The organism is Campylobacter sp. P0085 (genome assembly GCF_002139495.1).
GTDB classification, from domain to species: domain Bacteria; phylum Campylobacterota; class Campylobacteria; order Campylobacterales; family Campylobacteraceae; genus Campylobacter; species Campylobacter devanensis.
Genome location: NZ_MJKB01000002.1, coordinates 268,060 through 286,323, shown reverse-complemented (window position 1 = coordinate 286,323; position 18,264 = coordinate 268,060). Strand labels below are relative to the sequence as shown.

The following is an 18,264-nucleotide window of genomic DNA, read 5'->3' as shown; positions in this document are numbered from 1 at the left end:
ATCAAAACAAGGTTGATAATTGAAAAAATATTATATTTTACTTCGATATAAGCCAAATTTAAGAATATTAAGCTCAGTGCAGTTTATATGTTATTTTGGTATGTGGTTTTCTCATACAGGGATTTTTGCTTTGCTTATTGAGCTTGATGCACCTGTGTGGGCTATTACTTTAGCTGCTGCAATGGCATTTATCCCAAATGTATTACTAGCACCAATAAATGGTGTTATTGTGGATAAATTTAGCCCTAAAAAACTAATGATGTTTATGCTTTTTATAGAGATTATTACTGTTTTTATGCTGATTTTTATAGATGATATTTCGTTGCTTTGGTTGCTTTTTATTATTATTTTTGTGCGGATGGGTGTTGGGGTTGTCTATTTTCAAACTGAGATGAGTCTACTACCAAATTTGATGACTAAAAAAAATTTAAAATTAGCTAATGAGATTCATTCTATTATTTGGGCAGTCTCATATACTGCTGGAATGGGGTTAGCTGGGATTTTTATCCACTATTTTGGGATAAAGGCGTCATTTTTGTTTGATTTTGGACTTTATATTGTGGGGTTAGGGCTTATTAGTAGGCTTAAAGCACCAGTAGTTATTAAAACAACTAGTCAAAATATTTTTAATATGATGAAAGATGGGCTAGGGTATATAAAGGCAAATCCAGTTTTAATGCATATAATATTTTTGCATTCATTTGTTGGGGTAACTGCGTATGATAATCTAGTAGCATTAATGGCAAAGTATCAGTATAAGGAGATTATGAGTATTTCTCTTATAATTGGTTTTATGAATATGACTAGGGCGATTTCTTTAGTAGTTGGGCCTATGATTTTGAGCAAATTTATAGATAATAAAACACTGATATGGTTATTTATTGGGGAATTTTTAGGTATTGGGTTGTGGGCTGTGTTGCAGTTTGATTATTATTTAGGGTTAATTGGACTGGTAGCGGCTGGATTTTGTACATCTACACTATGGTCATATACTTTTACAATGTTACAAAATAGCTGCGATAAGAGATTTTATGGTAGAGTAATAGCCTATAAGGATATGGTATATTATTTGGCATCTGCTACCATATCCTTTATGATTGGGATACTTTATGAAAGTGGTATAAGTTTAGCGATGATTACCTTTTTAATGGCAGTTATATTTTTATTTGGTGCTTTATATTATTTTATTATATATAGGCGTTATACCTTTTCATAGTATGTACCTGATAGATCTATTATTTTGTTATATAGATCGCAGTATGGTACCAAATCAGCACTACCAAAGTAAATTCGCCCATGTGGCTTTAAAATTTTGGCAAATCGCTCAATAGTTAAAAGTCGGTAATTCTCATCAAAATATATCATCATATTTCTAGATAAAATAATATCAAACTGCCCAAGTGCAAAGAGTGAATCATTAAATATATTTATAGTTTTAAATTCAATCATTGGCATTAGTTCTTGCTTAATTTTATAATCAGAATTGACTTTTTTAAAATATATCTCTTTTTGAGATTGCCTAATATTTTTGACTGATCGTTCGTTATAAATTCCCTCTTTGCATTTTTGAATCATATCAGAGTTTATATCAATTCCGGTGATTTTTAGGAGGTATTTATCAATTCCAATGGTTTTAGCTAAAATTCCAAGCGAATACACCTCTTCTCCGCTACTACATGGAGCACATAAAATTTTAACTGTATTACCACTTATGCTTAGAGTATTGGCATATTGCATAGCTGAGTTTAGCTGGTTTAGCTCACGCATAAAATATGTCTCATTTATGGTTATTAAATTTAAAAGTTCTTGTCTAAAGATCTTATCATGCTGAAATTTGCCACACAAGATATGCATACTATCTATCTTTTTATGTTTAGCAAAATGAGCTATTTTATTTTTTACAATCTCTTTTTTGCTTATTAAATCATTGCCGCTATATTTTTTAGTTAGCTCGATAAATTCTAAAAGATCATTAATACTGCATTCAAAGTCGCTCATATGATAAACCTTTGCAAATTTGTTCTAATCATATCTAAATTGGCAATCTCTAAATTTGGATTTATATCTTTAGCACGCCTAGGCATTCCATAAACTATAGCTGATTGCTCATTTTCTGCTATACATTTTGCACCAGCTTTATATAGTTCATTTAATCCACTAGCACCATCATCGCCAATGCCAGTTAGCAGTATTCCCATTACATCAACTACTTTGCAAATTGGTACAGCCGATTTAAATAACATATTTACATTTGGATTATATGTAGTAGTAATTCCGCTTTGATCAATATTTGCAGTTGGGATTTGAGAATTTAAAATAATGCTATTTTGCTCACAGATATAGATTTTGTTTTTTAGTGTTACTTTATTATTTAGCAACTCAACTTCTGAGTTTAGCTCTTGGCTAAGCCTATTAGCAAAAGAGCCAACAAAATTTTTACTCATATGTTGAGCGATAATAATGGAGGCATATGATGGCAAAGTAATACCAGTTAGAAGCTTTTTTAGATGACCTGGACCACCAGTGGATGCACCGATTAAAATTAGCTTTTGTTTCAAATTACACTCCAAAAATTAGATTTTAAAAGTATAATATATTTAGGCTTAAAAGCCGTTTTATCTTTTTTAGCTATAATTGCTAAATTTAAAAAAGTAATTCACAAGGTTTTATAGATGGTAGAAGATAGCAAGAACCCTTTTGATGATTTTAATGCCGTTTCTAGAAGTATGGGAGTACCGCCAGAATATTTAGATTTTGATATTTTAGAGATTTATACCAGCTATAAAAATAACCCACAAAGCGATATGGCTTTAGCTACTGATATGAGTATATTTGATGATGATGCATTTTTTGTCGATGAGAAGTTATTTATCATTCAATCTTATAAGGTTAAATTTTATGATATTAGAAAAGAGAGTAGGGCTCACCTACCTAAAATTAGTCTAGGAGCCAATCGAACTGGTACCAAGGTTGCTGTCACGATAAAAGAAGATACATTAGCAAAGTATACACCAACATTTGAAAAAGAACTAGTAAATGCAATATATAAAAAGATGCTAAAGGCTGGATTTTTAATCGGTATTAGAGATCATGGTTTTAGAAAAAAAATATCCAAATTAACCTCAATCTTAAGAATCAAAGAGATAATAGATAAATCTGAAACTATAGTAATTGCTACTGGAGTAGAACCAGAACCATCTACAGATGATAAGCTAATTAAATACTATAAAAATAATGGCAAAGAAGATACTGGTGATGATAAGACCAAAGGCAGAAGAGATATAGATAGGGGATTTTTACATAGTGTTTTAGAAGGTGATTTAATAATGGAATACCTAAAACCAATACGTGGTAAACATGGTAAAAATCTAAAAGGCCAAGTAATTCCAGTTGATGATCCAAAAACTACCCAAGAGGTTCAAATAACCGTTGGGCCAAATATTAAAGTAGATGAGGTTGTAGATTGTATCAAATATATCGCTTTAAAAAGCGGTTATGTAAGTGAAGAGAATAATAAATTTGATATTAAAGAAGAATTAGATGTAAATTCGATAAATTTAAAATCAACCGGTTCGATTACTACTGATTTAGCATCTGATGTAAAGATAAATGTCAAGGAGAGCAATTACTTAAAAGATGCTATTGGCGCTGGAATGAAAGTTGAGACTACCGAAGTAAGAGCTAGTGGAAATGTAGGCCCTGATGCAGTTATAAAGGCTAAAACCGTAGTAATTGAGGGCAATACTCACGCCCAATCAAAGATATATGCGCAAAATGCAAATATCTCGTTACATATGGGATTTTTAGAGTGTGACGAGGCTCGCATAGATAGATTAGAAGGTGGCAAAGTGCGAGCCAAAGTAGTTCATCTAAATCGTGTTTTAGGCGGAGATATAGAAGCCGATGAGATATATATACAGACTTTGCACTCAAACTCAACGCTAAAAGCTTCAGCATTGATTAGTCTTGAAGAGTTAAAAGGTGATAATAATAAATTTATTGTTGATGTTAAGAATGTACTAAATGCAAATGGGGATATAACCGCTCATAGCGCAAGAATGAAAGTTTTAGAAGATGAATTAAAAGCACTTCCAAAAGAGCTTGAATTTAAAAGAAATATAATCGATAGTAATAAACATTCTATCAATATGATAAAAGAGCGCCTTATGCAAATGAGACAAGAAGGCGCTACTCCACCAGCTGCATTTTTGAAAAAATTAAAAGATTTTCAAGGATTGGTAGCTGAGTATAATCAAATTTTAAAAAGCATAAATTCTAAGCAATCAGAATTAGCAACACTAAAAGATGAATTAGTAAGTATGGAGAGTATAATCTTTAATGCTAAAATTATAAATAGGGATCGTTGGACTGAGTTAAATGAGATTAAATTTAAACTTATTGAGCCGCCAATTGATATAAAATACAGCACTAAAGAGAATGAGATTATTAGAGTAATGACTCTCAAAGCTGGCGTGAATGGATATGAGATAAAAAGGTCAAATGAGATATGATAAAGGCAATCGAAGGGTTAATTACAAAAAAAGAACCAACTCAGCTTTGGATAAAGTGCGCTGGAATCACGTATGGAGTAAATATATCTTTATTTACTAGTGCAGCTTTGCAAAAGGGAGAAAATATAGAGTTATATATTACGCAGATTATTAGAGAAGATGCAAATTTATTATATGGATTTTTAAAAGAGAGTGAACAAAGAATATTTGAACTGCTTTTAAAAGTTAATGGTATTGGTGCTTCTACTGCGATGGCGGTTTGTTCATCTCTTAATCCTGATGAATTTAGTGCTGCTGTTATAAATGGGGATGATGCTGTACTAAAGCGAGTTCCAGGGATTGGACCAAAAACTGCTAGAACATTAATAGCCCAGTTGAGTGATGCAAAATTAGTCGAGATAAGTAGTGCTAGCAGTAGTAGTAGCGAGGCCTTTATGGCGCTAGAGAGTTTAGGCTTTAAGCGTGATAAAATAAGTGCTGCACTAGCTAAATGTACTAGCAATGATACGGCCTCTTTAATTAAAGAGGCGCTTAAAATATTGGCTTAAAGGATAGTGATGAATTATGGTATAGTTTTTGGTGGGGCAAGCTGGGAGCATGAGATTAGCATTGTTTCTGCTGTAGCAATCAAAAAAGCGCTAAAAGCAGATTTACAATTTATATTTGTTGATGCTAATAGAGAGTTTTATCTAATCAATCCAAGCGATATGAGAGCAAATTTTTTTAGCTCTCAAAAATATAAAAAATGTAAAAAACTCTATCTAAGGCATGGTGGATTTGTAACTCATGGAATATTTGGAGTTAAAGAAATTAGCGTAGATTGTTATATAAATTTAATTCATGGTTGTGATGGCGAAGATGGTAAAATAGCTGGAATGTTTGAGTTTTATTCACTTAAATTTATTGGCCCACGACTTGAGGCAAGTGTAATGAGCTACTCAAAGGTTTTGACTAAATTATTAGCACTAAAATGCGGAGTTAAAACGCTAGAATATGAGGTGATTAATAGGGATCAAAAGCCAAATTTACCATTACCATACATTCTAAAACCTTCCCATCTTGGCAGTAGTATTGGTGTAAGTGTTGTAAGCAATGAAAAAGAGCTTGATTATGCATTAGATGTTGGATTTGAATTTGATGGTGAGATTTTAGTTGAGCCGTTTATAGATGGAGTTAGGGAGTTTAATTTAGCTGGATTTAGAGTAGGGCAAAATCTTGAGCTATCTATTATCGAAGAGCCTAAAAAAGGCAAAATGCTAGATTTTGAGCAAAAATATATGAGCTTTGCAAGCTCAAGCTCAAATGAGGCTGATATTAGTAAAGAGCTAAAAGATAAGATTAAAGAAGCCTTTAGCAAGATTTATGTTGGCGGTGGATTTGATGGAGCGCTTATTAGATGTGATTTTTTTGTTATTGGCGATGAGGTTTATTTAAATGAGATTAACCCAAATCCGGGTAGTTTGGCTAACTATTTATTTAGCGACTTTAGTGCATCTTTAGCTAGACTTGCAAGTAATATAAAAGTAGAGAAAAAAATCCCAATTGATTATAAATATATTCACTCGATTACTAGTAATAAGGGCAAATTAGCCTAATTTTAGAGCCTTGATTTAAGGCTCTAACTGCTTAATTCATCACTACTAAAGTTAAATTTATGTATAATTTTATGTATAATTCTACATAAAGGGGCATCGATGGCAAAGTTTAGCAAAGATGAAATTTATACTGCCACACAGATGGTGCGAAATTTTAGTTCGATTTTAAACGATATCTCACAGGCTAAAAAAAAGCGTGCCTTCATCGTCAAAAATAACCGCTTTGAAGCGGTGATGATAAATATGGAAGAGTATGAGCGTCTAAGCGAGGCCGTAACGCTGCTAGAAGCAATTTATAATAGAAAAAAAGAGAGCTAAAATGGCGATAAAAGAGATAGAATATAATGGATTAAAATATTCTCTAAGCTATGAAATAATAGGGCAAAATGGAGTTAAAAATATACTGATTTTGCACGGCTGGGGAGCAAATAAAGAGCTGATGAAAAGAGCATTTAGTAAATATTTGAATCAATTTAACTGTGTATATTTAGATCTACCTGGATTTGGGCTTAGTAGTACTTTAGAAGCACCACTTTGTACTAATGATTATGCTAATATCGTGAGCAAATTTATTCGTAGTTTAGGAATTGAGTTTGAGATAGTTATGGGTCATAGCTTTGGTGGAAAGATAGCAGCGCTGTTAAATCCAAGATATTTGATTTTGCTTAGTAGTGCTGGAATAATTAAACAAAAACGCTTTAGCGTGAGAGCAAAAATTGCTATTTTTAAGATTTTAAAGAGTATTGGATTGGGAAGATTTTGGCGAATTTTTGCTACAAAAGATATAAGTGGAATGAGTAAAATAATGTACGAGACGCTTAAAAATGTCGTAGATGAAGATTTTAGCGATATTTTTGCTAGTCTAAACAGTAACGCACTTATTTTTTGGGGGATTAGCGATGATGCTACGCCGCTTAGTAGCGGAGAGAATATAGCTAAATTAATAAAAAATAGTCAATTTTATTCGCTTGATGGTGATCATTTCTTTTTCTTGCAGCATAGTAAATACATTGCTAAAATCATAACTGAAACTACTAAAAAGGATCGATAATGATTATAGAATTAGTAATCTCAACTATTGCTAAATTTGGTTTTACTATGGCACTTGGATACTATTTAATTAGCGCTTTGCAGTGGTTTAGTTATAAAATTAAGCGAGTGATTTTTCGCTATACTAAACCGATGTGGCATATATATTTTATCGTTTTACCGCTATTTATAATGGCGTTTTGCTGGCATTATGTCTATCAAATTTGCTTAACAGTAATTTATATATCTCTTTTAGCTTTGTGGGCGTATCGATTGGATAAGAGAGTTGTAATGACTGCTAGAGTGAAGCGGTATTTTGCTTTTTTGATTGCTGGTTTTGTATTATTTACTCTTTGCCCATATAGCCAAAATGCTATTTATCATACAATTTTTAGTATTATTTTTTCATTGATTTTAAGCGGTTTGAGTGAAAAAATTATAGCTATTAGATACAAAAAAATCGCTAAGACAAAGCTAAATTCAATGAGTGATTTAAAAATTATTTTAGTAACGGCAAGTTTTGGTAAAACAAGTATTAAAAATTTTATCTATGATATAGCTAGCAAGGAGTTAAAAACTCATAAAACTCCACGGAGTGTAAATACATTGCTTGGAATTATTCGTGATATTAATGAAAATTTACTAAGTGATTGCCAGATTTATATTGTTGAGGCTGGGGCTAGGTTGCGTGGTGATATTGATGAGATTGTTAAATTTATAAATCCTCATATTGTGGTGATTGGGCAGATTGGTGGGGCACATTTAGAGTATTTTGGCTCGCTTGATGAAGTAAGAACTGCTAAGCTTGAAGCATTAAATTCAAACCGTCTAGCTACTTGTATAGCTCATAGTTCTACAAATTTACAAGGCAAAGCAGTAATTTACGATGAACTAATTAGCGGGGTCAAAAGTAGTCTTGATGGGGTTGAGTTTGATATGAAATTAAATAATCAAAAGAGCCATTTTAGCGCTAAAGTACTTGGCGAATTTAATAGTTATAACCTTGGAGCTGCATTATTGGCCGCTAGTGCTGTTGGGGTTAAAAATTTAAGCTTAGACAACATAAAGAGTGTAGAACATAGGCTTCAAAGAATTGATGCTGGTGGCAAGATTATAATCGATGATAGTTTTAATGGAAATTTGCAAGGAATGATAGCAAGCTATAGATTGGTGAGTGAATTTAAGGGGCGTAAAATCTTGTTAACACCAGGAATTGTTGAGGGTGGAAGCGGAGTAAATCGCAAGCTTTCAAAGGTAATAAACGAAGTCTTTGATATTGTAGTAATAACAAGTGCGTTAAATGAGTCTGAGCTGGTTTTAGATTTAACTAGGCCTGAAGTGGTGCGTCTATTTGACAAATCTAAGATGAGTGAATTTTTAGCGCAACATACAATAAGTGGAGATTTGATTTTATTTAGTAATGATGCACCAAGTTTTATATAAATTTATTTTAATTACTTTTACACTGGATTTGTGGCTTATCAATGCTAATTAATCCAGTGATTGGCTCAAGATTTATATATATACAGTTGCCATTTTGGTGAGTGAGGCGAATTTGGCATGTAGAGGTAATTAGATTATGCGTGGAGTTATTAGCACTTTTTGGATTACCTTTAAATGGTCGTCCAAGATTATCAAAGCTAATTCTAGTTGAGCCACTTTGAGAACAACCACCTAAAAGCTCTACATCATTTAGGTTAAATTTTTCCATCAAATCTAGCTCATCAGTTGGATTAATGGTAGAGATTCCAGCGTGTGAGACTGATAAAACCTTAGCTGGATTTAGCGGATTTTTAGCAATTTCCTTTCCATCTGGACTTCCGCTATATCCTCCACTATCGCTAAAGATTGAATAATATAATACTTTTTTACCAGCAACTGTTTTAGTGAAGTAAATTTGCCATCTAGATTTAGTCCAGTTTTTATCTTCTGGGTTAAATTTATCATCTGTGAGTGCTAAAAACTGCGTATATCTTATATGGCTAGCAACTTGATTTGCTGCTCGTGCTAGGTCATCATTTTTGAAATTTATGGTTGTGATTGAGAGTAAAACACTAATCACAACCATTACAATTACTAATTCAAATAGGCTAAAAGCTTTTATTTTTTGCATAGATAAAATTTAGCTATGGATTTATTAAATTTATATATTTTTATTTGTTCGCATGATTTTTTATAAGTATTATCTAAATAATAGTTACCGCCCATTGGAATTCCATAAAATTTTAGCCTTAGAGCTAGATTTGGGTTGGTTGAAATAGCAGTAATTTGGCGATCTTTTAGAGCTTTTGCTAGCTCTTTTGCAATGTCATATTTATAGGCAAAGTGATGTTTAGGATTATCTAGAAAAATATATAAATATTGATGAAAAATAATAGCTAAACTATTTAGTGCTAATGTAACTAAAACAATAATACAAATCAACTTATAAAGCACTCTAAAACGTGGTAAGCGTGATCTATATGAACTAAAAAATGTTCTTACCATTGCTGGTACTAAAATCACACAAAATGGTAAAAATAATTCTAATTCTACACGTTGACGCATAGAAAGAAGCAAGCATACACCAAGGGCAGTTAGGCTAATAAACCATAAAAAACTCTTAATTTCTTTAATACAAATCCTATAAATCGTATATATAAAGTATATAAAAAGCAATGGTGAAAATACTGCAGCAAATACCGCTATTGAGTCTAGGAAATACCCACGTGGTTTTCCGCTAGATTCTAAACCATTTAAATAGTACCACGCTATGCAAAAAAATGCGCCAATTATGGCAAATTTTTTATCTCTGCTAAAAAGTCCAAATAGCATAATAGCCAGATAAAGTGCGATGAATGGTTTGCTAAAAAATAGACTCAAAGCCAGTATTAAGCTCATTAAGATATACATTTGTCGTTGCTGTAAAAATACTACAATAAGCGTAATAAATATCGCAATACTAGCTTGATTGATTATTAATGCACTAACTAGTACGCCAGGTAAAAACATATATAAAATTGCAGCTATCACGCAGTCGCTTTGGCGTTTTAGGATTCTTAGAGAAATGATGTAGATTAGTAGTGAGTTTGCAATATGAAGTGTTAAAAATAGACCACGGATTACTATCTCATTATCGCCAAAAATAGAGCTAATATAGCGTAATATAAAACCTAAATTTGAGTTGCTATAATAAATTTGTGCTTCATAATAGCTAATGCTTAATCCGCTCATGCTAAAGATTAAAAGAGCTGAGTTTAAAGCTAGGGCTATAAAAAGCCAAAATATATTAAGCCTTGATATCACGAATCACCAAAATAAAAATTAATGAAATAAAGCTAATAACGCTAAGAAGCCATAAAAAGGCATTCCAGCCAAAAGGCATATAAATAAGTCCAGGGATAAAGCTACCAAGCGCTCCGCCAAAATAGTAAAAGCTTACATAAAGACCATTTGAGATTCCTTTATGTGTTGTAGCCATCTTATTTATAAATCCACTAGCAATAGAGTGGGCTATAAAATTTCCAAGACAAAAGACTACCATTGCTACAAAAATAAGTCCAAAACTCTCGATCCTAAAAATTTGAATAGCAATGATAAGGGTTATGATTCCAGCTATTATAGCAGTTATTGGACTGCGAAATAGAGCTGTAATTTTTTTAGTATTAAACGCAACTAAAACACCAATTAAATAGCCAATATATAGCATTCCAGCCTTTGATGAATTATAGTTTTCATCAATTCTAGCTAGTTCAAATGGGATAAAGTTAAGCATCGCTTGAAATGTAAAAAATATCCCAAAAATCATTAAAAATATATAAAGATTATGACGAAGCTTTAGAGTATGTATTACATCTATTAAGTGTGGTTTTAGGTAGCTAGCTTTGATATTTTTGCTAAATTTAAGTAGTAAAATTGAAGCAAAAATAGCAACGCAGCCAATAATAAAGAAAAATGGTCTCCAGCCAAATATATCTGTAAAAAATCCACTTAATGCTCGCCCCATAAATCCACCAATAATAGTAACTCCAATATATATACCAATAGCACTTGCTACATTATCTTTTGATGAAATTTGGCTTATATAGCTCATTATTCCAGTTAGCACAGCAGGGATTAGCAACCCTTGAAATCCTCTAATATTTAATAATAAAAAGTATGAATTAGCAAAGCTAAAAATAATCTCGCTAATACCAAGAAGTAAAAACGCTACGACTAAGATATTTTTAATAGCAATTTTTTCAAGTAGATAGCCATAAAATATTCCAGCAAATGCTAGTGGAGTCATTATCGCAGTAGTAAATAGAGCAGCTTGAGTTTTAGATATACCAAGTTCACTTTCAAATATAGGACCAATTGGCTGGGTTGCATAAAGAATACATAGTGTAAGTCCTGTGCAAAAATAGTATATTAAAATCTCAGCTCGCATAATCATCTATTCTAAACTTAAATCCCAAAAAAACTCAATCCAATCATCAGCTTCTTTGATAGTAAAATTAGGTAACATCAAAGCTTTTGGCTTATAAAATATAGTAGCTACAGCAATTTCTAAATTTGGATATAATCTACTGATCTCTTTTTTGATAGCTACCATAGATTCGCCACTATCGATAATATCATCTGTAATTAATACTCTTTTGAATTTGCTTAGATCCGGGATATTGTAGATTTTGACAGTATCTAGCTTTGTAGTATTTTCATAATGTATAGAGTTTAGACTAAAACAATCTCTAATATTAAGCGCATTTGCTAAAAAGTGAGCTAGAGTTAATCCACCTCTAGCAATACCTAAAATAACCTCTGGATTAAATTCATCTCTAACTCTTTTAGCTAAAATTTTGGCATCATGTTCAAATGAGCTAAAATCATAATATGTCATATTTTTAGCCTCCAATTATTGATTTAAATAGATTAGGTGCTGAACTAGCAATAAAGGCAAATAGACTAATAATAGCTAGTGTACTTACGCCTAAATTTAGATCTTCCCATTTTCTTAGTGCTAATTTAATAATAAAATATGATATAAATCCTACGCTCAATCCTATTGTAATAGAGTATGTAAGCGGCATTAATATCACAGTTAAAAATGTTGAAACGCAAATAGCTGGATCTTTGTAGTTGATTTTGCCAAGTTCACTAAACATTAAAATACCTACCATTACAAGTACTGGATAGATAGCATTAGCTGGAATAGAGCCAAATAGTGGTAAGAAAAATAGGGTAAATATAAAAAACACTCCTATAAATACAGCCGTAAGTCCTGTTCTGCCACCAGCTTCTACACCGCTTGCGCTCTCTACACATGTTATAATTGTACTTGTACCTATAATGGCTCCACCCATGCCAGCTATTGCATCGCTTTCTAAATTTTTGGCTAATTTTTTTTCGCCATCAGCGTGTGTAAATAGATTGGCTCTATTTCCAACTCCAGTAAGGGTGCCAATACTATCAAATAGGTGAGTAACAAATAGTGTTAAAACTGCTGGAAGTAAAGAAATTTTAAGAGCTGAGAGGATATCTAACTCCCCAAAAATTGGAGCGATGCTAACAGGTATCGAGATTATCTCTTTTGGTGTTTCATAAATTCCAAATATCCACGCTCCAATTGATGTTACAGCAATTGCCAAAACAAATCCGCCACGCAGTTTTAAAGTCCAAAATAGTATCATAAATATAATCCCTATAACACCAATTAAAACTTTAGGATCGCTAATATTGCCAATAGCAACTTTAGTAGCTGGACTAGCAACTATTAAACCCATTTTAGATAGACCAATAAAACATATAAATGCACCAATACCAGCACTTATAGCACACCTAAGATCTAGTGGGATATTTTTGATAATCCAAAGGCGAAAGTTTGTAAAACTCAAAATGGTAAATATCGCCGAGCTGATAAATATAGCCCCAAGTGCAGTTCGCCATGGAATTTGCATACCAATTACCATGCTATATGTAAAGTAAACATTTAATCCCATTCCCGTGCTTAGTGCTACTGGTGTGTTAGCCCATAAGCCATTAAAAATAGTTGCTAGAATCGTGATAAGGGCTGTTGCTACCAATAAAGCTTCCTTTGGCATACCAGCATCGCTTAAGATAAGCGCATTAATTGGAACTATGTAAAGTATAGCCAAAAATGTAGTAAGAGCTGCATTTAGCTCGGTTTTTACAGTTGTATTGTTTTGTTTGAGCTTAAATATATCCATATTTCTTTCTAATTGTATATTATAAGTTCATTATATAGGCTATCTCTTTGAACTGGTATAAATCCACTTGTTTGAATTAGCTCTATAAAATCTTTTTGACTTTTACCATTTTTACTTGCTGCTCCAGCACTGCTTTGAATACTCTCTTTTTCTATCGTTCCATCTAGATCATCAGCACCAAATTCTTGTGCTACAAGAGCTAAATTTAAAGTAGAAGTAGCCCAGTATGCCTTAATATGATTTATATTATCAAGCAAGATTCTGCTAATTGCCATTGTCTTTAGTATCTCAACTGAGCCTAAAAATGGGATATTTTTAAGATAGTTATTATCTCTTTGATAGACTAATGGGATAAAAGCATTAAATCCGCCGCCGTTATTTAGAGCTAGGGAGCGATCTTGTAGCGAGCGAATTCTAAGAATATGATCGATTCTATGCTCTTTGTTCTCTATATGACCAAATAGCATTGTAGCGTTGCTTTGGCGACCTTTTTGGTGCCAAAGGGAGTGAATTTTAAGCCAGTTATCACTGCTTACTTTGCCTTTGCAAATCTCAGCTCTAACGCCCTCATCAAATATTTCAGCTCCTCCACCAGGCATACTATCTACACCATACTCAATCATCTTTTCTATCACCTCTTCATAGCTTAAGCCATGTTTTCTATGTAGGTAATCAACCTCTGCTGCAGTAAGTGCTTTTATGTGTAAATTTGGATATTTATTTTTTATCATTTTAAATATCTCTAGATACCATTGCCATGATACATTTGGATTGTGAGCAGAGACTATATGTATCTCTTTGGCTCCGTTTAATACGCTTTTATCTACTGCTTCAATAATCTGCTCATAGCTCATTGTATAACTCTTATCAGCACTTTGTCTATGAGATGAAAAGGCGCAAAATTTACATACATCAGCACATAAATTAGTCGGATTTATATGGCGATTTATATTAAAATATACCTTTTTACCATTTTTAGCTTCTCTGATTTTATTGGCATATTTGCCTAGAGTAAATAGATCTAAATCATAAAGCTTGATAGCATCATCAAATTCCAATCTTTGATTGTTTTTTAACTTGTCTATTAAATTCATAATCCTACCTAAAAAATAAAACTTAAATTATATGCAAAAGAGACTTAAAAAGATTTTATTTGCGTTAAATTTAGTCTAATATTACATTTATATTCTTACCCTCTTTAGTATTAATGGCTTTAATGGCTTTTGGGTCTAGTTTAGCTGGAGTTAGGTAGCCATTTTCTACCATTAGCTCGATAGTTGAGCGAAATATTGGCAATGCGCTCCATGAAGCATAGTAGTATGGATATGGCTTCATTGGTTCACGTACTAAAACGCCAATTGTATATTCCTTGCCTTTGGCATCACGGACAAAGCCAAAGAAATTTGCATTATAGCGCTTATCGCTATAACCACCACTTGTAGCGATATGTGCAGTACCAGTTTTGCCGCCAATTATTAGGCCTGGGATTTGTGTTCTTTTAGCGGTTCCATTAGGACTTTCTACAACTTTGATTAGGATATCTTTCATCTTTTGAGCTTGAGCTTTTGAGAGAATTTGGGTAAACTCTTGTTCTTTGTATTTATAGGTTTTAGAATCCTTTTCTAGATGACTAGCTATGCGTGGTGTAACCATAACACCATCATTTGTGATTGCATTATAAGCGCTTAGAAGCTGTATAAATGTAGCTTGGACGCCATAACCATAGCTTAGCGTGGATTTATATACCTTATTTTTTAGTTTAGAGATTGATGGTATATTGCCAACTTGTTCATAGCTTAGATCTATTCCGCTCTTTTGAGAAAATCCAAATTCTAAAAGACCATTATAAAGTTCAAATTCGCTTAATCTATCTACAATTTGAATCATACCAACATTTGAAGATTCTACGATTACATCTTGGGCGCTTAGGGTATCATTTTTATGACTGTCAGTGATTGTTCGTTTACCTAGTTTATATTTACCACCATAGACATTTATTATCTCAAGTGGATCGATTTTGCCAGCTTTTAAAAGTAGGGCAAAGATAAATGGTTTCATAACTGAACCCATCTCATAAGCGTATTCGCTTGCTGTTGAATTTAGTGATTGGTAATCTTTTTTAGTGATACTTGATGGATTGTATCTAGAGGTAGAAACTAATGAAATTATAGCTCCACTTTTAGCCTCCATAACGCCTATTATAACTTCTTTAGCAATTAGTTCATTCATCTTTGCTACAGCCATTTTTTCTAATATTTTTTGTAGTTTTAATGGAATATTTAGCACGACATTATAGCCATCAATACGGCGAGATAGCTCAGCGTCTTTACTTAAAATTATTGTATTTGCTAGATCTCTTGGTCCTTTTGTTAGCTCATCTTGAGTAGAGGATAACAAGTTATCATATACTTTTTCAATTCCTTTTACTCCTTCAACTTTTGTAATACCATCTATTTCAATCTTTTTAATGTAGCCAATAGCTGGCGTTAAAGCGTCACTTGCCATATATATTCGTCTTTCGCCGCTTTCTATAATGCTCATTCCTTGAGTAGAGACTATACCGGTTTTTGGATCTTGATATGCGATAAATACTTTATTTCTATATAGCTTTCTAGCTAACTCTTTTAGATATGCAGCACCCTTGGCATCAATCTCATATGATAGAGTTACTAAGCCTTTTTTTGCTAGGATTTTTCTAATTTTTTTAGGGTCATCACCACTATATAAAGTATATAGTTTGATAAATAACTCTTTTTTATTTGGATCAATATTTCTAGTATCTACCATCGCTTTAAAGAGTTTTTGACTGCTTGCTAGGCTAAAACCATCCTGGCTTAATATAGAGCCACGCATAGCACTGGTATAGTCGCTACTTTGGAGTTTTGGAAGGCGACGCTCGATACTAGATCGGTAAAATATAACTGTTAAGAATATAAAGATACCAAGAATAATTAGCAAAAATACTACATATACTTTGCTTTGGCTACTATTTTGACTCATTATAGCTGTGTTCTTGCTATCTCTTTATAAGCGCTTATAGCTTTATTTCTTACTTCTAGCATTAGTTTCATGCTAGTTTCTGCTTTGCCGATTGCAATCGCTGCTTGGTGTAGATCTTTTACTTCTCCAGTTGCTAGATCAGCTACTGCTTTATCAGCTTTTTGTTGGACGTCATTTAGTTCGCCTAGAGTTTTGGTTAAAATATCAGAGAAACTTTGATCTAGTAAATTATCATTTTTACTACTTTTTTGCTCTAATGGATTTAAATTTGATATATTATTAATGTTCATTCAATTATCCTTTCATCATATCAATAGCACTTGTCGCTATCGCTTTGGCACTTTGAAATGCTGATACATTTGCTTGGTATGCTCTTGTTGCTTCTATTAAATCCGCCATCTCAATGACTGGATTTATGTTTGGTAGCATTACATAACCTTTTTCATTTGCATCTGGGTGAGTTGGATCAAATTTCATTTTAAAATCTTTATCATCACGTACGATTTTATCGACTACCACAGTTGAGATCGCAGGTTTTGGAAATCTTGGCGCATCTGGATCGTCTAAAGGATTCTCATTTTCTAAAAAGTCATTTTTAGCATTTAGTTGTTTATTTAGCTCTTTATCAAATTCAATTGCCTTAAATACAACCTCTTTACGGCGGTATGGGCCGCCTTCGGCAGTTCTAGTAGTATTTGCATTAGCTATATTTGAGCTAATTACATTCATTCTAAAGCGTTGCGCACTAAGTCCATATCCACTAATATCAAAATCACTTAAGTATGCCATTATTTATCCTTTATATTTTTCCACTTGCATCTATTACGCTTTTAAAGATATCGCCATGTTTTTTGCTAGCTGAATCTAGTGCTTGAATCATTAAAACATTTTTACTCATTTCGCTAGTTTCGATATCTAGATCGACAGTATTAGCGTCATTTCTAGCCATATGACCATCTCTTAGATAGATAGTTGGAATCTTAACTGATGGAAAATCGATTGCGGCAAAATGTTTATCATTTGTTCTAGCGAGTTCTAATTTTGGCTCACTAGCACCTAGTTTATATACCTCTCTTTTTTTTTCTATTAAAGCGGTTTCAAAATCGATATCTTTAGCTTTATAAAAAGGAGTATCGATATTTGCAATATTGCTAGCTATTAATTGGTTTCTAGCAACCCTACTACCAAGAGCCGAATCTACTAATTGTTTTGATTTGCTAGTACTAAAACCTGCGTACATCATATATCCTTTTTAAATTTATTGCAATACATAAGCAATATTTATTCCAAATTTAACTCTAAATCTTTAAAATTTTCAAATCCGCTTGATTGATTTGATTTTATCTTAAGCAGAGTCAAAAATTCATCCCTAGCTAAATCCTGGGCTCCCATAAATTTAAGATGAGGATTCATTACTTGTGCATCTATGATAAAATCATATTTTGCTAATGCCTTAGCTAGTGTGATTAGAGCGACTTTGGAGGCATTTTTGCCTTTACTAATCATACTTTCACCGCAAAAAATCTTACCAAAAATCAGCCCATAAAGCCCGCCAATAAGCTCATCATTATAATAGACCTCCACACTGTGTGCATAGCCTAATTCGTGCATCTTAATATAGCTATCTACGACATTTTGATCTATCCAAGTTGGCTCTTTAAGCTCTCTCTGGGTTTTACAAAAATTGATAAAATTTCTAAAATTATAATCAAATTTAACTCTATAATCCCTTAAAAATGGTTTTAAACTCTTTTGAATTTTAATATTTTGTGGATAAAATATTGCCCTTGGGTCAGGGCTATGCCAAAATATCACCCCATCACACGGCCATGGAAAAATACCATGCATATACGCATCAAGTAAAATTTCACTACTTAGGTCACCACCATATGCTAGTGGAGCGTCTTTTGGAGCAGTTAATGGATTTGGAAAAATAGAGTTCAT

At 32.7% G+C, this 18,264-nt stretch carries 20 protein-coding genes; 7 read left to right on the top strand and 13 right to left on the bottom strand.

Annotated elements, in window-relative coordinates; all coding sequences use genetic code 11:
* Window positions 1-19: 19 nt before the first annotated feature.
* Window positions 20-1,216: an MFS transporter gene (locus CIGNP85_RS03320; protein WP_086269695.1), complete on the top strand. Its 1,197-nt coding sequence runs from the start codon at window positions 20-22 to the stop codon at window positions 1,214-1,216.
* On the opposite strand, the gene CIGNP85_RS03315 is transcribed toward CIGNP85_RS03320, so the two are convergent.
* Complete coding sequence (locus tag CIGNP85_RS03315; RefSeq protein ID WP_086286956.1) at window positions 1,201-1,998, bottom strand: CheR family methyltransferase; 798 nt, start codon at window positions 1,996-1,998, stop codon at window positions 1,201-1,203. The two genes, CIGNP85_RS03320 and CIGNP85_RS03315, sit on opposite strands and share 16 nt — an antisense overlap.
* Window positions 1,995-2,558 (bottom strand): CheB methylesterase domain-containing protein, encoded by a 564-nt coding sequence (locus CIGNP85_RS03310; RefSeq protein WP_086224290.1) that lies wholly within the window; start codon window positions 2,556-2,558, stop codon window positions 1,995-1,997. Before CIGNP85_RS03310 ends, CIGNP85_RS03315 begins: the two co-directional genes overlap by 4 nt.
* Window positions 2,559-2,672: 114 nt before the next feature.
* Here CIGNP85_RS03310 and CIGNP85_RS03305 point away from each other — a divergent pair, with 114 nt between their 5' ends.
* The 6 genes from CIGNP85_RS03305 to CIGNP85_RS03280 all read left to right on the top strand — a co-directional run bounded on the left by CIGNP85_RS03305 (window position 2,673) and on the right by CIGNP85_RS03280 (window position 8,578).
* The gene (locus CIGNP85_RS03305) at window positions 2,673-4,511 is read left to right on the top strand and encodes a flagellar assembly protein A (RefSeq protein WP_086286953.1); all 1,839 of its coding nucleotides are present in this window, start codon (window positions 2,673-2,675) and stop codon (window positions 4,509-4,511) included.
* Complete coding sequence (gene ruvA / locus CIGNP85_RS03300; RefSeq protein WP_086238846.1) at window positions 4,508-5,059, top strand: Holliday junction branch migration protein RuvA; 552 nt, start codon at window positions 4,508-4,510, stop codon at window positions 5,057-5,059. Before CIGNP85_RS03305 ends, ruvA begins: the two co-directional genes overlap by 4 nt.
* Before the next feature lie 9 nt (window positions 5,060-5,068).
* Window positions 5,069-6,106 (top strand): D-alanine--D-alanine ligase, encoded by a 1,038-nt coding sequence (locus CIGNP85_RS03295; protein ID WP_086224294.1) that lies wholly within the window; start codon window positions 5,069-5,071, stop codon window positions 6,104-6,106.
* Between the two features lie 99 nt (window positions 6,107-6,205).
* Window positions 6,206-6,424 (top strand): prevent-host-death protein, encoded by a 219-nt coding sequence (locus CIGNP85_RS03290; RefSeq protein ID WP_086224296.1) that lies wholly within the window; start codon window positions 6,206-6,208, stop codon window positions 6,422-6,424.
* Between the two features lies 1 nt (window position 6,425).
* Complete coding sequence (locus CIGNP85_RS03285) at window positions 6,426-7,157, top strand: alpha/beta fold hydrolase (protein ID WP_086224297.1); 732 nt, start codon at window positions 6,426-6,428, stop codon at window positions 7,155-7,157.
* Complete coding sequence (locus CIGNP85_RS03280; protein WP_086286951.1) at window positions 7,157-8,578, top strand: Mur ligase family protein; 1,422 nt, start codon at window positions 7,157-7,159, stop codon at window positions 8,576-8,578. The genes CIGNP85_RS03285 and CIGNP85_RS03280 overlap by 1 nt, the downstream gene beginning before the upstream one ends.
* A gap of 7 nt (window positions 8,579-8,585) precedes the next feature.
* On the opposite strand, the gene CIGNP85_RS03275 is transcribed toward CIGNP85_RS03280, so the two are convergent.
* The 11 genes from CIGNP85_RS03275 to aat form a co-directional block, all read right to left on the bottom strand.
* A complete protein-coding gene (locus tag CIGNP85_RS03275) occupies window positions 8,586-9,248 on the bottom strand; it encodes a pilus assembly FimT family protein (protein ID WP_086286949.1) in 663 nt (220 codons plus the stop codon).
* Window positions 9,236-10,420 carry a hypothetical protein gene (locus CIGNP85_RS03270; RefSeq protein WP_179187358.1) on the bottom strand — a complete coding sequence of 395 codons (1,185 nt, stop codon included), beginning with the start codon at window positions 10,418-10,420 and terminating at the stop codon, window positions 9,236-9,238. The genes CIGNP85_RS03275 and CIGNP85_RS03270 overlap by 13 nt, the downstream gene beginning before the upstream one ends.
* Window positions 10,404-11,543 (bottom strand): MFS transporter, encoded by a 1,140-nt coding sequence (locus CIGNP85_RS03265; RefSeq protein ID WP_236845565.1) that lies wholly within the window; start codon window positions 11,541-11,543, stop codon window positions 10,404-10,406. Before CIGNP85_RS03265 ends, CIGNP85_RS03270 begins: the two co-directional genes overlap by 17 nt.
* Before the next feature lie 6 nt (window positions 11,544-11,549).
* Complete coding sequence (locus tag CIGNP85_RS03260) at window positions 11,550-11,993, bottom strand: phosphoribosyltransferase (RefSeq protein ID WP_086286947.1); 444 nt, start codon at window positions 11,991-11,993, stop codon at window positions 11,550-11,552.
* Window positions 11,994-11,997: 4 nt separating this feature from the next.
* Window positions 11,998-13,320 (bottom strand): NCS2 family permease, encoded by a 1,323-nt coding sequence (locus CIGNP85_RS03255; protein WP_086286945.1) that lies wholly within the window; start codon window positions 13,318-13,320, stop codon window positions 11,998-12,000.
* Window positions 13,321-13,328: 8 nt separating this feature from the next.
* Entirely contained in the window at window positions 13,329-14,417 is a 1,089-nt protein-coding gene (gene mqnE / locus CIGNP85_RS03250) for an aminofutalosine synthase MqnE (RefSeq protein ID WP_236845587.1), read from the bottom strand.
* 67 nt (window positions 14,418-14,484) lie between these two features.
* On the bottom strand, window positions 14,485-16,320 hold the full coding sequence (locus CIGNP85_RS03245) for a peptidoglycan D,D-transpeptidase FtsI family protein (protein WP_086286941.1): 1,836 nt from the start codon (window positions 16,318-16,320) through the stop codon (window positions 14,485-14,487).
* Complete coding sequence (gene fliE, locus CIGNP85_RS03240; protein ID WP_086224311.1) at window positions 16,320-16,610, bottom strand: flagellar hook-basal body complex protein FliE; 291 nt, start codon at window positions 16,608-16,610, stop codon at window positions 16,320-16,322. Before fliE ends, CIGNP85_RS03245 begins: the two co-directional genes overlap by 1 nt.
* 4 nt (window positions 16,611-16,614) lie before the next feature.
* Complete coding sequence (gene flgC / locus CIGNP85_RS03235) at window positions 16,615-17,109, bottom strand: flagellar basal body rod protein FlgC (RefSeq protein ID WP_086227907.1); 495 nt, start codon at window positions 17,107-17,109, stop codon at window positions 16,615-16,617.
* A gap of 10 nt (window positions 17,110-17,119) precedes the next feature.
* Window positions 17,120-17,560: a flagellar basal body rod protein FlgB gene (flgB, locus tag CIGNP85_RS03230; protein WP_086224315.1), complete on the bottom strand. Its 441-nt coding sequence runs from the start codon at window positions 17,558-17,560 to the stop codon at window positions 17,120-17,122.
* A 41-nt stretch (window positions 17,561-17,601) separates the two neighbouring features.
* Window positions 17,602-18,264 (bottom strand): leucyl/phenylalanyl-tRNA--protein transferase, encoded by a 663-nt coding sequence (gene aat, locus CIGNP85_RS03225; protein WP_086241223.1) that lies wholly within the window; start codon window positions 18,262-18,264, stop codon window positions 17,602-17,604.